Origin of the sequence: Enterococcus sp. AZ089 (genome assembly GCF_050547225.1) — a bacterium.
GTDB classification, from domain to species: Bacteria; Bacillota; Bacilli; order Lactobacillales; family Enterococcaceae; genus Enterococcus_D; species Enterococcus_D entomosocium.
Genome location: NZ_CP172954.1, coordinates 2,149,369 through 2,163,387, shown reverse-complemented (window position 1 = coordinate 2,163,387; position 14,019 = coordinate 2,149,369). Strand labels below are relative to the sequence as shown.

General features: G+C 41.8%; 15 protein-coding genes. 14 read left to right on the top strand and 1 reads right to left on the bottom strand.

Going from position 1 to position 14,019, the window contains the following annotated elements; translation table 11 throughout:
• The first annotated feature begins 12 nt into the window (after positions 1-12).
• From pstC to IGJ01_RS10045, 8 genes are all read left to right on the top strand, one after another.
• Positions 13-933: a phosphate ABC transporter permease subunit PstC gene (gene pstC / locus IGJ01_RS10080; RefSeq protein ID WP_005235375.1), complete on the top strand. Its 921-nt coding sequence runs from the start codon at positions 13-15 to the stop codon at positions 931-933.
• Positions 933-1,817 carry a phosphate ABC transporter permease PstA gene (gene pstA, locus IGJ01_RS10075; protein ID WP_008378478.1) on the top strand — a complete coding sequence of 295 codons (885 nt, stop codon included), beginning with the start codon at positions 933-935 and terminating at the stop codon, positions 1,815-1,817. Before pstC ends, pstA begins: the two co-directional genes overlap by 1 nt.
• Before the next feature lie 13 nt (positions 1,818-1,830).
• On the top strand, positions 1,831-2,637 hold the full coding sequence (pstB, locus tag IGJ01_RS10070) for a phosphate ABC transporter ATP-binding protein PstB (protein WP_005225783.1): 807 nt from the start codon (positions 1,831-1,833) through the stop codon (positions 2,635-2,637).
• Positions 2,638-2,668: 31 nt separating this feature from the next.
• Complete coding sequence (gene pstB / locus IGJ01_RS10065) at positions 2,669-3,427, top strand: phosphate ABC transporter ATP-binding protein PstB (RefSeq protein WP_430601037.1); 759 nt, start codon at positions 2,669-2,671, stop codon at positions 3,425-3,427.
• 11 nt (positions 3,428-3,438) lie between these two features.
• The gene (gene phoU / locus IGJ01_RS10060) at positions 3,439-4,116 is read left to right on the top strand and encodes a phosphate signaling complex protein PhoU (protein WP_008378477.1); all 678 of its coding nucleotides are present in this window, start codon (positions 3,439-3,441) and stop codon (positions 4,114-4,116) included.
• A 525-nt stretch (positions 4,117-4,641) separates the two neighbouring features.
• On the top strand, positions 4,642-6,204 hold the full coding sequence (gene liaX / locus IGJ01_RS10055; protein ID WP_016612240.1) for a daptomycin-sensing surface protein LiaX: 1,563 nt from the start codon (positions 4,642-4,644) through the stop codon (positions 6,202-6,204).
• 49 nt (positions 6,205-6,253) lie between these two features.
• Positions 6,254-6,562, top strand: coding sequence for a PspC domain-containing protein (locus tag IGJ01_RS10050; RefSeq protein WP_005235384.1), 309 nt, complete (start codon positions 6,254-6,256; stop codon positions 6,560-6,562).
• Positions 6,562-6,921 (top strand): phage holin family protein, encoded by a 360-nt coding sequence (locus tag IGJ01_RS10045; RefSeq protein WP_005225788.1) that lies wholly within the window; start codon positions 6,562-6,564, stop codon positions 6,919-6,921. Before IGJ01_RS10050 ends, IGJ01_RS10045 begins: the two co-directional genes overlap by 1 nt.
• A 63-nt stretch (positions 6,922-6,984) precedes the next feature.
• On the opposite strand, the gene IGJ01_RS10040 is transcribed toward IGJ01_RS10045, so the two are convergent.
• A complete protein-coding gene (locus IGJ01_RS10040) occupies positions 6,985-8,685 on the bottom strand; it encodes a M3 family oligoendopeptidase (RefSeq protein ID WP_429961318.1) in 1,701 nt (566 codons plus the stop codon).
• A gap of 157 nt (positions 8,686-8,842) precedes the next feature.
• Here IGJ01_RS10040 and hprK point away from each other — a divergent pair, with 157 nt between their 5' ends.
• The 6 genes from hprK (at position 8,843) to IGJ01_RS10010 (ending at position 13,943) form a co-directional block, all read left to right on the top strand.
• Entirely contained in the window at positions 8,843-9,778 is a 936-nt protein-coding gene (gene hprK, locus IGJ01_RS10035) for an HPr(Ser) kinase/phosphatase (protein ID WP_005235388.1), read from the top strand.
• A 14-nt stretch (positions 9,779-9,792) separates the two neighbouring features.
• Entirely contained in the window at positions 9,793-10,623 is an 831-nt protein-coding gene (gene lgt / locus IGJ01_RS10030; RefSeq protein ID WP_005235390.1) for a prolipoprotein diacylglyceryl transferase, read from the top strand.
• A 75-nt stretch (positions 10,624-10,698) separates the two neighbouring features.
• Positions 10,699-11,727 (top strand): NAD(P)H-dependent glycerol-3-phosphate dehydrogenase, encoded by a 1,029-nt coding sequence (locus tag IGJ01_RS10025; protein WP_008378474.1) that lies wholly within the window; start codon positions 10,699-10,701, stop codon positions 11,725-11,727.
• A 17-nt stretch (positions 11,728-11,744) separates the two neighbouring features.
• Entirely contained in the window at positions 11,745-12,662 is a 918-nt protein-coding gene (gene galU / locus IGJ01_RS10020) for a UTP--glucose-1-phosphate uridylyltransferase GalU (protein ID WP_008378473.1), read from the top strand.
• 160 nt (positions 12,663-12,822) lie between these two features.
• Positions 12,823-13,248 carry a DUF948 domain-containing protein gene (locus tag IGJ01_RS10015; protein WP_005235398.1) on the top strand — a complete coding sequence of 142 codons (426 nt, stop codon included), beginning with the start codon at positions 12,823-12,825 and terminating at the stop codon, positions 13,246-13,248.
• Positions 13,249-13,262: 14 nt separating this feature from the next.
• Complete coding sequence (locus IGJ01_RS10010; protein ID WP_430601036.1) at positions 13,263-13,943, top strand: YtxH domain-containing protein; 681 nt, start codon at positions 13,263-13,265, stop codon at positions 13,941-13,943.
• Positions 13,944-14,019 lie beyond the last annotated feature (76 nt).

Sequence of the window (14,019 nt, the reverse complement as noted above, 5' to 3'; positions counted from 1 at the left end):
GGAGGAACCCTCGTGGAAAATGTAAAAGAAGTGTTAACAAAAAAATCTAAGCGCGCAAGAATGGAACAAAGAGGAAAACTAATCAGTTTTCTTTGTATCGCGTTGATTGTTTTGGTTGTGATCTCCATTTTTTATTTCGTTGCTAGCCGAGGATTAGCGACATTCTTTGTAGACAAAGTCAATGTGTTTGACTTTTTGTTTGGTACCCAATGGAATCCGAGTGCTGTGGGACCTGATGGACAACCGTTAGTTGGTGCCTTGCCGATGATTCTAGGATCGTTCTTCGTAACGTTCTTATCAGCGATCGTGGCAACACCTTTTGCCATCGGTGCAGCCGTCTTTATGGTAGAAATCTCACCTCGTAATGGAGAGAAGATCTTGCAGCCGGTCATCGAACTTTTAGTCGGTATCCCTTCAGTTGTTTATGGATTCATCGGTTTGTCTGTCGTTGTACCAGCAGTCCGCTCCGTTTTTGGCGGTACTGGTTTTGGGATCTTGGCAGGGACGTTTGTCCTGTTTATCATGATCTTACCGACAGTGACTACGATGACTGTCGACGCTTTGCGGGCAGTTCCACGGCATTATCGTGAAGCTTCGTTAGCTTTAGGTGCGACTCGCTGGCAAACGATTTACAAAGTTGTTTTACGAGCAGCTGTTCCTGGTATTTTAACAGCGGTTGTTTTTGGAATGGCGCGGGCGTTTGGTGAAGCATTGGCGATTCAAATGGTTATTGGTAATGCGGCATTGATGCCAACTAGCTTAGTGACACCAGCTTCAACATTGACTTCTATCCTAACGATGGGTATCGGAAATACGATCATGGGGACAGTCCAAAATAATGTTTTATGGTCATTAGCCTTGATCTTGTTATTGATGTCCTTACTATTTAACATTGTTATTCGCTTTATTGGGAAGAAAGGAGCCTTGAAATAATGAATGCAAAACGTTCAGATAAAATTGCTACCGGCGTCTTGTATGCCGTTGCTGGAATCATTGTTTTGATTTTGGCTTCCTTATTACTGTACATTTTGGTTCGGGGGGTTCCTCACATTAGCTGGGAATTTCTGACCTCTTCTTCAAAAGCGTATCAAGAAGGCGGCGGGATCGGCATCCAATTGTTCAATTCCCTTTATTTGCTTTTAGTAACAATGATCATTAGCTTCCCGATTTCTTTAGGAGCGGGGATCTACTTATCAGAGTATGCAAAGAAAAACTGGTTGACGGATATCATTCGGACATCGATCGAGATCTTGAGCTCACTGCCTTCAGTGGTTGTCGGTCTCTTTGGTTTCTTAGTCTTTGTTATTCAGTTTGGTTATGGCTTTTCAATTATTTCTGGTGCCTTGGCATTGACCTTCTTCAATTTGCCACTATTGACGAGAAATGTAGAAGAATCACTTCAAGCGATTCATTACACGCAACGTGAAGCAGGCTTGTCTCTTGGTTTGTCACGTTGGGAAACGGTCACACGCATCATTGTTCCAGAAGCAACACCAGGGATTTTGACTGGGGTCATTCTAAGTTCTGGTCGGATTTTTGGTGAAGCAGCAGCGCTGATCTATACTGCAGGACAAAGTGCACCGGCCCTTGATTTTACAAACTGGAATCCATTGAGTGTTTCCAGCCCGATCGGTCTTTTCCGACAAGCGGAGACGCTGGCAGTCCATATTTGGAAAATCAATACAGAGGGCACGATGCCTGATGGCGCACAAGTTTCAGCTGGAGCTTCGGCAGTATTGATCATTGCCGTCTTGCTATTTAACTTTGGCGCCCGTGCAGCTGGCAAACGGTTGTACAAGAAAATGACGTCAGCATAAGGAGAATGACAGTATGAACGATTACAATTGGGATGATCGAAATATCATTACCTTCGATAAACCAGAAGATGTGGCGCTTTATACCACTGACTTGCATGTATGGTATGGATCAAATGAAGCCATCAAAGGCATTGATCTACAATTTGAAAAGAATAAAATCACCGCATTGATCGGTCCCTCTGGTTGCGGAAAATCAACGTATCTGCGTTCCTTGAATCGAATGAATGACGGAATCGCAAATACGAGAGTCACAGGAAACATCATGTACAAAGGGGTCGACGTGAACACGAAAGAAGTCGATGTCTTCGAAATGCGTAAGCGGATCGGCATGGTTTTCCAACGACCAAACCCTTTCAGTAAATCGATCTATGACAACATCGCCTTTGCTTTGCGACGTCATGGAGAAAGAAACAAAAAGAAATTGGATGAAGCAGTCGAAACCAGCTTGAAACAAGCCGCACTTTGGGATCAAGTAAAGGACAGCTTAGACAAAAGTGCTTTGGCATTGTCCGGTGGACAGCAGCAACGTCTGTGTATCGCTCGAGCAATTGCGATGAAACCAGATATTTTGCTTCTAGATGAACCAGCTAGTGCCCTTGACCCCATCTCAACCGGGACAGTGGAAGAAACTCTTATCAACTTGAAAAACGACTATTCAATCATCATCGTGACCCACAACATGCAGCAAGCTGCTCGGATCAGCGATTATACCGCCTTTTTCTACTTAGGAAATGCGATCGAGTACGATGAGACCCGTAAGATATTTACTCGTCCAAAAATTAAAGCAACAGAAGATTACGTATCCGGTCATTTTGGCTGAGCCGATTCGATCAGTAAACGGAGGCAAAACAATGGCAGAAGAAATTATTACATCGAAAGATCTGCATTTATACTACGGAAAAAAAGAAGCATTAAAAGGAATCGACCTTTCCATCAAAAAAGGCGAGATCACTGCGATGATCGGTCCTTCAGGTTGTGGGAAATCGACCTACTTGCGTTCTCTTAATCGAATGAATGATTTGATCCCTGGTGTGACAATTACAGGAAGTGTTGTCTATAAAGGGAAAGACATTTATAGTCCGAAGCAAGACATCGTTGATTTGCGTAAAGAAATCGGGATGGTTTTTCAACAACCGAATCCATTTCCCTTTTCAATTTACGAAAATGTGATTTATGGGTTAAAATTAAAAGGAGTCACGGACAAGGCGATTCTTGATAAGACGGTAGAGGAAAGCTTGAAAGCAGCGTCTGTCTGGGAAGATGTCAAAGACAAACTTCACCAAAGTGCGCTATCTTTATCCGGTGGACAACAGCAGCGGGTATGCATCGCTCGGGTATTGGCTGTCGATCCAGAAATCATTTTGCTGGATGAACCAACCAGTGCGTTAGACCCAATTTCATCTGGGAAAATCGAGAATACCCTTTTGGCACTGAAAGAACGCTATACCATGATCATCGTGACTCACAACATGTCACAAGCTTCAAGAATCTCAGATAAAACCGCGTTCTTTTTGGACGGCAACTTGATCGAGTTCAATGACACGAAAAAAGTGTTCCTAAGTCCAAGGAAAAAAGAAACAGAAGATTATATCTCAGGAAGATTTGGTTAGGAGGAAAAGGGATGTTGCGTACACAGTTTGAAGAAGAATTATTAAATCTACACAATCAATTTTATGAGATGGGGATGCTAGTCAGCAGCGCGATCCACAAATCCGTACGAGCATATGTCAGACATGATAAAGCAATTGCTCAAGAAGTGATTGAAAATGATTTGGCGATCAACAATATGGAAGTTCGTTTGGAGAAAAAGAGCTTTGAAATGATTGCTTTGCAACAACCAGTAACCACCGATCTGCGAATGATCATTACTGTAATGAAAGCCAGCTCTGACTTGGAACGAATGGGAGACCATGCAGTATCGATCGCGAAGTCAACGATTCGGGTCAAAGGTGAAACACGGATCGCCGAAATCGAAAAAGAAATTTCTGATATGTCGGATTATGTGAAGAAAATGGTCGATAATGTTTTAGTTGCCTATGTAAAAACTGACCAAGAAGATGCCCGTATGATTGCCCAAATGGATGATCGGGTCAATGAGTATTACAAAGACATCTATTACAAAACGATCGAGAGTATGAAAGAAAATCCGGAAACCGTTGTTAGTGGAACCGATTATTTATCTGTTGCACAGTACTTAGAACGTATCGGTGACTACGTAACGAATATTTGTGAATGGATCGTGTATCTTGCTACTGGGAAAATCAGTGAATTGAATACAAACCGTACGGAAATGATTTAAGAAACCAGCTTAGGTTCTTGATCACTTATCTCTTTTAAAAGAGATGGGACAGACCGCCGAAAGAAGTTGACCTTTAAGGAGTAACTTCTCTCGGCGGTCTTTTTGATTTGGAAGAATCACCGAAATAGATGACGTGAACAAGATAGACAAATTATAAAATGGCTTCCCTAAAGATGGACAATGGAAATCGATTCTATCGTACCCGAATTTTTCAAGTTGAACCTTCTGCTCTTTTCATCCCCGACCCGCAGTGAAATGAACAATAGATCATTTACTCTAGCAGGCCTATTCCTCAAGGCTGCTATTAGCTGAAACTTTTGTTTCCAATGGTTTTTCGTGGTACTGTTAAGATAAGGAAGATCGTTTTGTGCCTAAAGTAATGAAGAAAAGTGCCGGTTCTGCTTGCCAATCTGCAGATTGAGAAAAACTTGGTACTTAAGACCTATGACACTTTTGCAAAAACAAGGCATAATAGGTTCGTAAGCTAAACTTGCAATCACACATTTGCTGAAGGAGGCAATTTCCATGAACGAAAGAGAACGTATATTGGATCTAGTAAAAAAAGGTGTGCTTTCTACAGAAGAAGCCTTAGATTTACTAGAAGGTATGGCAAAAGCCAAAGACGAAAAACAAATTAACAAAGCTGCTGCTGAGGTAACCGCGGATAAGAATGCGACAAGCCCATTTGATGATACTGAAAATGACGATGAGATGTTCACGTTTGACGGCGAAGAAAAACTTCGTCAAAACGAAGCGCAAGACAAAGAAAATCTTGAAAAGATTCTTGATGGCTTAGCAACGGAAGCCAACCAAGCATCTGCTGAGTTGGACGAAATCAATGCTGAAATTCTTGGCGTCAAAGAAGAATTAAAAGAAGCGCAAGAAACTCTGATGCAATTGAATACCAAAGAAGAATTGGATCAATTGTCAGAAGAGGAATTGGCAACACGTCATGAAACAGAAGCGACCATTACTGGCTTAGAAGAAACGTTAGATGGCTTAACCGAAGAAAAAGCAGAATTGGAAGCAAAACTAAAAAATATTCGCAAAGACCAATGGTCTCAAACGAAAGAGAAAATCTCTCAAAAATTAGATATTCCAGAAGATTGGAAAGAGCAAGCGACCGATACTATCAATCAAGTAAGTGAAAAAATGGTCGATGCCAGCACCCACTTCGGACACTTCTTGAAGAAAACGGTTCGAGCAGTAACGGATTCTGTTAACGACAACATGGAATGGAAAGATATCAACTTGAAAGTTCCCGGTGTTGCAGCGACGAAATTTGAACACACATTCAGCTATGACGAAACGGCAGCGACATTGATCGATGTGAAGTTAGCCAACGGCAATGTTTCCTTCCAATTATGGGATGAACCAGGTGTCAAAGTAGATGCCAAAATCAAACTATATGGTAAAATGGATGCGGCGGAGCCTTTCGATGCTTTTGAAGCAAGAAGCCAAATCAATGTCGATGATGAACGCATCTCCTTCCAAATTCCAAACAAACGCATTCGTGCCGATCTGGTTTTCTATTTACCAAAACGTACCTATGATCATGTAGCAGTAAAACTATTGAACGGAAATGTTACATTCAATGAATTGGATGCAAAAGATGTTTATACAAAATCAACAAATGGCAATATCGATTTCCGCAAAGTAAACGCATCGATGTTAGAGATTGAAGGCGTGAATGGAACGATCACTGTTCAAGAGGGTGAGATTTTAGATGCCATCATCGAAACAGTGAATGGCGACGTGACGTTGACAGCCACACCACAAAACACCGGTATTTCTTTAGTAAACGGCAATATCCGTGTGACCTACAAAGAAGAAACGGTCCAAAAATTAAACGCCAGCTCTGTAAATGGCAATGTTAAAGTAGCATTACCTGCAGGGATCGGTTTTGAAGGGATCGCCAAAACAAGTTTAGGTAGCATTAACAATCGCTTAAGTGAGATGGAAGTTGTACGGGAGAAAAAAGAACGCCTAAACCAACTATTGCAATTCCGTCGGGTTGCCGATAAAGTCGCACAAATCGATCTATCCACAACAACAGGAAATGTCTTTATCAAAGATACAGATAAATAAGAATAGTTGAGTATACACTCATTAAAGAAAAGAAGGAAGGTGTAGATAAATGAACAAAAAATTAACAAAATCAGCCAATAACGTCGTCATTACAGGGACTCTAGGGGGTCTGGCAGAATACTTGCGAATCGATCCAACTATCGTTCGCGTGATCTATGTCTTTCTATCTTTAGTGACTGCTGGGTTCCCTGGAATCACTTTATATATCATCATGGCGGTCTTGATTCCTTCAGGACGCAAGAGCACCTCAGGATATGGTCATGACAATCGATATTACAAACAAAACAAATACAATGAAGCAAATCGTCCCCGTAAAGAAGCGGAAAAGGTAGAGGATGAGGACTGGAGTGACTTCTAGTGTCTTATTTTCAACGGCTTATCATGAATACACTGACGTTTGTCACATTGGCGGTTCTATTACCAAATATGATCCACGTTCAAAGCATTATGACTGCAGTGATCGCCAGTTTTGTACTGTCGATCCTGAATGCTTTGATTAAACCAATTCTGATCGTCATTTCATTTCCATTGACTTTACTGACGCTTGGGTTTTTCACCTTTGTGATCAATGCGCTCATGCTGAATTTGACTTCGTATTTTGTTGGGTCAGCCAACTTCGGCTTTTCCTCGTTTGGGGCTGCTTTATTAGTGGCACTGATCATGTCAGTGATCAATATGATCGTGACCGAACACCATATCGAAAAATATTCACGTTAAAAAGACGTTTCACGTTTTCTCCTACTAGCTACGAAGCTAGTGGAGAAACGGAAACGTCTTTTTTTAGTTTAACTGTTCTTCTTTGATGGCTGACAGATACGTATCTACTGCCTGTAACGTTTCATCAAGCGCTCCTTTTTCAAAAGGTGAACGTAGATGAGCCAGAGCCAGGATCTCAAGAAATGTTTTCGTGCCGCCGACTTCGCAAATGGCCAAATAATCTTGCCAAGCGGTTTCGTCTTTTGCCACGATGAATCGATACCAAAATTGGAACGCACACACTTGTGCCAATGTGTAATCGATATAGTAGAAAGGTGATTCAAAAATATGCCCCTGTCTGAACCAATACAAGCCACGATCAAGGTCAGGATATTCTGAATAATCCCGTTCTGGGCAATACTGGCGCTCTAATTCCCGCCAACGGGCTTTGCGCTGTGCTGGTGACCACTCAGGATGCTCATAAACCTCTTGTTGGAAGTGATCCACTAAAACGCCATAAGGCAGAAATTGCAGGCTGCTAGCAAGATGCGCAAATTTGTATTTTTCTGTTTCTTCTTCGAAAAAGGCATCCATCCATGGCCAGGCGATAAACTCCATCGACATTGAATGGATCTCGCAAGATTCATAATTGGGAAAGAGAATTTCCGGTTCTTTGATCCAACGAGAGCGAAAGGCTTGAAAGGCGTGGCCAGCTTCGTGGGTCAAAACATCGACATCGCCCGAAGTACCGTTAAAGTTGGCAAAGATAAATGGCGATTGATAGTCTTGGATAAACGTACAGTAGCCGCCAGATTGTTTGCCTTTTTTGCTTAGTAGATCAAGTAGGTCATGCTCGACCATAAAATCAAAAAATTCGCCAGTTTCAGGGGATAGTTCCTGATACATCACACGGGCTTTTTCTACTAGTTCTTCAGGAGTTCCTTTAGGCTCTGCGTTACCACTAGGATAAAAAAGTGGCAAGTCGGTAAAGGTTGCCTGAGTCAATTGATTACGCTGCGCCTGTCTTTGGTACAGCTTTTGGGTAATTGGGACGACTTTTTCTAAAATTTCCCGACGATAGGTCTCGATCATTGAACGATCATAGTCCCAACGATTCATTTGGGTATCCGCAAAGGCAACATAATTTTCAAAGCCGAGCTTGTGGGCGATCTCGGTACGAACCTTGACCATCTCGTCATAAATTTGATCAAAACGGTCTTCATTTTCCGTGAAGAAAGCCGTTTGTTTTTCAAACGCTTCTTTTCGAACACCGCGATCTTTGTTTTCGGTAAATGGTCGCAGTTGTGCGAGGGTATAGGTTTCTCCTTGGAAGTCGATTTGGGCAGAAGCGACCAATTTGCTGTAATCAGAAGCCAATTGGTTTTCTTTTTGAAACAATTCGATCAAGGCCTCATCAAAAAGCTTCACACGGCTTTCGGCATATAAAAAAAGTGTTTCTGGATATTCGGCTTTTAATTCATCTAAGACAGGTGAAGCCAGGAGTGCTTGATAGAATTGAAAATCCAGAGCTTCAAAATGAGGCTGGTATTCATTCCAAAAGGTGTCTTCTGCTTCATAAAAGGCATCGTTGGTATCGATCGAATAGCGGATCGAAGCCAAGTTCATTGCGGTATCGATCGTTCCTCTTAGTTCGTTCAAAGCATCAAGGGCTTGCTTCGCCTCCGAGAAGGTATCGGCTGACTGAAGGTTTGCTAATGCTTTTTTGAATGTTTCTTGATAAACTGGAAAATCAGGGCGTTGATACTTGTATGCTGAAAATTTCATTAAAAATCCCTCCTTAGTAAAATAATAACACAAACGAAAAAGAATGAGGACTTCTATTGGCGAAGGTAGTAACTTTACTGATAGAATGATAAAATAGAACCAGAGTGTCGTTTACAAGAAGCAGCGGCAAGAATCATTGAGAAAAGAGGGAAAACCTATGGCAGAAACCGTCAAAGTCAGCGAGCTGGCGGAGGCTTTAAATTTAGAGATAGTTGAAGGAACTGAAAACAGTTTAGAAAGAGAAATCATTACCGGTGATATTTCCCGACCTGGTTTGGAATTGACGGGTTATTTTAATTACTATTCCCATGATCGTCTGCAATTATTCGGCAGCAAAGAGATCACCTTTGCGGAACGAATGATGCCAGAAGAACGCTTGATGGTGATGCGCAAAATGTGTGCCGATGATACACCGGGATTTATTGTTTCTCGCGGCTTGGAAGTACCAGCAGAAATGATTCAAGCCTGCAAAGAACATGAGATTACGATTCTACGTTCGCCCATCTCAACCTCACGTCTGCAAGGGGAGCTTTCTAGTTTCCTCGATGGACGCTTAGCCACAAGAACCAGTGTCCATGGGGTATTAGTGGATGTCTATGGCTTAGGCGTTTTGATCCAAGGCGATAGCGGAATTGGTAAAAGCGAAACAGCATTAGAGTTGATCAAACGTGGGCATCGGTTGATCGCTGACGACCGTGTGGATGTGTATAAGCAAGATGAATTGACTTTGGTGGGGGAACCGCCGAAAATCTTGCAACACTTGATCGAGATCCGGGGAATCGGGATCATCGATGTCATGAATCTTTTTGGTGCCAGTGCCGTAAGAGGGTATATGCAGGTTCAAGTAGCGGTGTATTTAGAAGCTTGGGCGAAAGACAAAAAGTATGATCGACTAGGAACCGATGATACGACGGTTGAAATTGGTGGCGTTGATGTACCACAAATCAAAATCCCCGTAAAAACTGGTCGAAATGTTGCAATCATTATCGAAGTTGCTGCCATGAATTTCCGGGCGAAAACGATGGGTTATGATGCAACGAAGACCTTTGAAAATCGATTGACGCAATTGATCGAAGAAAATTCTGGAAACTAGAGAGGATAAGATAGATGTTAGGTTTAGTAAATCGAGTCGCATTTGAACTATTTGGTTTGCCGATTTATTGGTATGCGATCATTATCGTATCAGGCGTGATCATTGCTATGTGGTTAAGCACGAGAGAGGCGGTTCGTGTCGGGCTCAAGCCAGATGATGTGACTGATTTTATGTTGATTGGATTGCCAGTATCGATCATTGGTGCACGGCTTTATTATATTCTATTTGACTTGCAATACTATATTGATGACCCAAGTCAAATTTTCAATATTCGGTCTGGTGGGATCGCTATCTATGGTGCATTGATCGCCGGGGGGATTTGGCTGTACTTTTTCTGCCAACGAAATTTTATTTCTCCCTGGACCTTTTTAGATATCGCCGCACCAAGTGTCCTATTGGCACAAGGCATCGGGCGTTGGGGCAACTTTATGAACCATGAAGCATTTGGAGCAGAAGTCAGCCGCTCCTTCTTAGAAAGTTTGTATATACCGAAATTTATTATCGATAATATGTATATCGACGAAGCGTATCGGCAGCCGACGTTTCTTTATGAATCGGTTTGGAATGTGATCGGATTTATCGTTTTGATTTTCTTGCGCAAGAAAACTGGGTTATTAAAAGAAGGCGAAGTTTTCTTGAGCTACTTAATTTGGTATGGGTTCGGACGCTTCTTTATTGAAGGAATGCGCACCGATAGTTTATACTTATTTGGGGATATCCGTGTGTCACAAGCACTTTCCGCTTTATTATTCTTTGGAGCGATTGGGCTATTGATCTGGCGTCGGAAAAACCAAACTTTAAAAGACTACAATCGCAGCTTTGGCAAAAACCAAACGATTATCTAAACAGTTATTTTATCGAAATTATGGTAAAATGATAAAGTGCATGAATTTGCGAAAAGGATAGAGGAGGTTTCCATAGTGAAACAGAAAATCGCCGTTTTAGGTCCCGGATCATGGGGGACTGCTTTGGCACAAGTCTTGTCTGAAAACGGACATGAAGTGACTATTTGGGGCAACAATCCCGCCCAAATCGATGAAATCAATACGTATCATACCAATCGGCATTATTTGCCTGATTTGAAATTACCTGAAAATATTTTAGGCTGCAAAAATCTAGAAGAGGCGATCCAAGGGGCAGATGCTGTCTTGTTTGTAGTACCAACCAAAGCGATTCGTGCCGTGGCACAAGAATTCACTAAGAAGACAACCGGTAAACCAGTCATCATCCATGCCTCAAAAGGATTAGAACAAGGCAGTCATAAACGAATCTCAGAAGTACTTGCCGAAGAGATCCCAGCCGATAAACGGCAAGAAATCGTTGTCCTGTCAGGACCATCACATGCCGAAGAAGTCGCTGTCCATGATATTACCACGATCACGGCAGCTTCAGAAAATGAATCGGCTGCTAAATATGTACAAGAGCTATTTATGAATGATTACTTTAGAATCTACACCAATAACGATGTGATCGGTGTCGAAACTGGCGCCGCGCTGAAAAACATCATCGCTATTGGTGCCGGAGCGATTGCTGGACTGGGCTTTGGGGATGATGCGAAGGCTGCGATCATGACCCGTGGGTTAGCAGAAATCAGTCGTCTCGGTGTGGCAATGGGTGCAAATCCATTAACCTTTATCGGATTGAGTGGTGTTGGCGATTTGATCGTCACGTGTACCAGTGTCCATTCGCGGAATTGGCGTGCCGGAAACCTATTAGGAAAAGGCCATAGCTTAGACGAAGTGTTAGACAATATGGGCATGATCGTTGAAGGAGTTTCAACCACCAAAGCTGCCCGCGAATTAGCAGAAGCTTTGTCAGTGGAAATGCCAATCACAGAAACGATTTATTCAGTCTTGTATGAAGGCAAAGACATCAAGCAAGCAGCGAAAGATATTATGCTGCGAGACGGCAAAGAAGAAAACGAATTTACGGTAGATCAATCATTATGATTAAAGGAGCGAGTCACATGAATGTCAAAAAAGCAGTTATCCCAGCAGCCGGTCTAGGTACCCGATTTTTACCAGCTACAAAGGCAATGGCAAAGGAAATGTTGCCGATCGTTGACAAACCAACGATCCAATTTATCGTGGAAGAAGCTTTACAATCAGGGATCGAAGATATTTTGATCGTAACAGGAAAAGCAAAGCGTCCGATCGAAGACCATTTCGATGCCAATTTAGAATTAGAGATGAATCTAAAAGAAAAAGGCAAGACAGAGCTTTTGAAATTAGTGGAAGAAACAACTGACGTAAATCTGCATTTCATTCGCCAATCTCATCCGAAAGGATTAGGCCATGCCGTATTACAGGCTCGGGCATTTGTCGGAAATGAACCGTTTGTAGTCATGCTAGGTGATGACTTGATGGAAGATCAAGTGCCATTGACGAAACAGCTGATCGATAATTATGAAAAAACGCATGCATCAACGATCGCTGTCATGGATGTTCCTCATGAAGATACATCAAAATACGGAATCATTGATCCTGGTATGGAAGTTGAAAAAGGCTTGTTCAATGTCAAAAACTTTGTTGAAAAACCAGCGCCAGAAAATGCGCCAAGTGATTTAGCAATTATTGGTCGCTACTTGCTGACCCCTGAAATTTTTGATATTTTAGCCAATCAGGAACCTGGTGCTGGCGGCGAGATCCAATTGACGGATGCCATCGACACATTAAACAAAACCCAACGCGTGTTTGCTCATCAATTTACCGGCAAACGTTACGATGTAGGAGACAAATTCGGTTTCTTAAAAACAAGTATTGAGTATGGTCTAGTGCACCCTGAAGTCAAAGACAACCTGAAAGAGTATTTGATCGAGTTAGGAAAAGAACTAGCTCCGGCTCAAAAAGAAGTCAAAGAAGCACCGAAAGAGTCAAAAAAATAACAAAAACTCCTAAACAAGGCAATTTCTGATGAAATTGCTTTGTTTTTTTATTATTTCCTGTTGAAAGCGGATAATTTTCTTAAAAATGCAGTCTTTTATTTGTAGAAAGTGCAGTGAAATGCTATTCTTAATATAAGTAAATGGGGAAAGGAGCCATTCTATGTCAGGAGGAGAACTAGCTGCATTGATTGCTGCGATCGCATTTGTCGTATTGGTCATTTTCGTCGTTCGTTTGTTGATGCAAGTCAGCAAGACAATGACCAAAGTAGACAAAACGGTCGAAGAAGCAAACACAACCATCCGTGTCATTACCAAAGATGTTGATATTCTTTCAAAAGAGGTTGAAGGTCTATTGGTAAAAACGAATGAGCTTTTACAAGATGTGAACGGAAAAGTCGCAACCATCGATCCTTTGTTCACAGCAGTTGCAGATCTAAGTACCAGTGTTTCAGAACTAAATGTTTCTGGAAAAAATTTAATTACGCGCGTGGGTAGTCTTGGCCGGACCACTGCCAAAGCAACGGTAGCTGGAAAAGTCGGTCAAACAGCCATGAAATTTTTCAAAGACAAAAATAACCAAAAATAAAAGGAGGACTTTCAATGAGTAAAAAAGGCGGATTTTTATTAGGAGCAATCATCGGAGGAACAGCGGCAGCAGCAGCAGCACTTTTGTTGGCGCCAGAATCTGGTAAAACATTAAGAAATAAATTAGCAAAACAAGCAGACGATTTATTAGATAAAGCATCTGATTATGGTGATTTAGCCAAAGAAAGAAGTACGGATCTTGTCGATATCGCTAAAGATAAAGCAGCAAAATTAAGCGAGCAAGCATCTGACTTTACCGGTTCTTTAACAGCGAAAGTCGATGACTTAAAAGAAACAGCAGCTGGTTCATCAGAAGAAACCGTTGAAGAGTTAAAGAAACAAGCAGGTGACCTATCAGAACGCTTCAAAAAATCAGCAAGCGATGTGAAAGAAACAGCGAAAGATGCCAAAGAAGATGCAGATGATACAGTCCAAGATATCGTCATTGATGCAAAATCTTCTGCAGCGGATATGAAACAAACCGTCAAAGAAGGGGCACAAGAAGCAAAACCTGTAGTTGAAGAAGCCAAAAAAGACGGTCAAGCAGCCGCAGCTGATTTGAAAAAAGAAGCTGGAAAAGCAGCGGATGATGCCAAAAAAACAGCGAAAGCAGAAACAAAAGAAGCTAAAGCTGACTTGGAAGATGCAAAAGAAGAATTAAAAGATAGATTAGAAAAAAACAATCCTGAAGCATAAGCAAGGATACAAAATTTGATTGCTTTAAAAGATAAAAACGTTCGCCAGTTAAATCGGCGAACGTTTTTTGTGACTT

Excerpts from the sequence above, each read along its gene's own strand:
- pstA (WP_008378478.1), top strand. The coding sequence starts at position 933 with ATGAATGCAAAACGTTCAGATAAAATTGCTACCGGCGTCTTGTATGCC.
- pstB (WP_005225783.1), top strand. The coding sequence starts at position 1,831 with ATGAACGATTACAATTGGGATGATCGAAATATCATTACCTTCGATAAA.
- pstB (WP_430601037.1), top strand. The coding sequence starts at position 2,669 with ATGGCAGAAGAAATTATTACATCGAAAGATCTGCATTTATACTACGGA.
- phoU (WP_008378477.1), top strand. The coding sequence starts at position 3,439 with ATGTTGCGTACACAGTTTGAAGAAGAATTATTAAATCTACACAATCAA.
- liaX (WP_016612240.1), top strand. The coding sequence starts at position 4,642 with ATGAACGAAAGAGAACGTATATTGGATCTAGTAAAAAAAGGTGTGCTT.
- IGJ01_RS10050 (WP_005235384.1), top strand. The coding sequence starts at position 6,254 with ATGAACAAAAAATTAACAAAATCAGCCAATAACGTCGTCATTACAGGG.
- IGJ01_RS10040 (WP_429961318.1), bottom strand. The coding sequence starts at position 8,685 with ATGAAATTTTCAGCATACAAGTATCAACGCCCTGATTTTCCAGTTTAT.
- hprK (WP_005235388.1), top strand. The coding sequence starts at position 8,843 with ATGGCAGAAACCGTCAAAGTCAGCGAGCTGGCGGAGGCTTTAAATTTA.
- lgt (WP_005235390.1), top strand. The coding sequence starts at position 9,793 with ATGTTAGGTTTAGTAAATCGAGTCGCATTTGAACTATTTGGTTTGCCG.
- galU (WP_008378473.1), top strand. The coding sequence starts at position 11,745 with ATGAATGTCAAAAAAGCAGTTATCCCAGCAGCCGGTCTAGGTACCCGA.
- IGJ01_RS10015 (WP_005235398.1), top strand. The coding sequence starts at position 12,823 with ATGTCAGGAGGAGAACTAGCTGCATTGATTGCTGCGATCGCATTTGTC.
- IGJ01_RS10010 (WP_430601036.1), top strand. The coding sequence starts at position 13,263 with ATGAGTAAAAAAGGCGGATTTTTATTAGGAGCAATCATCGGAGGAACA.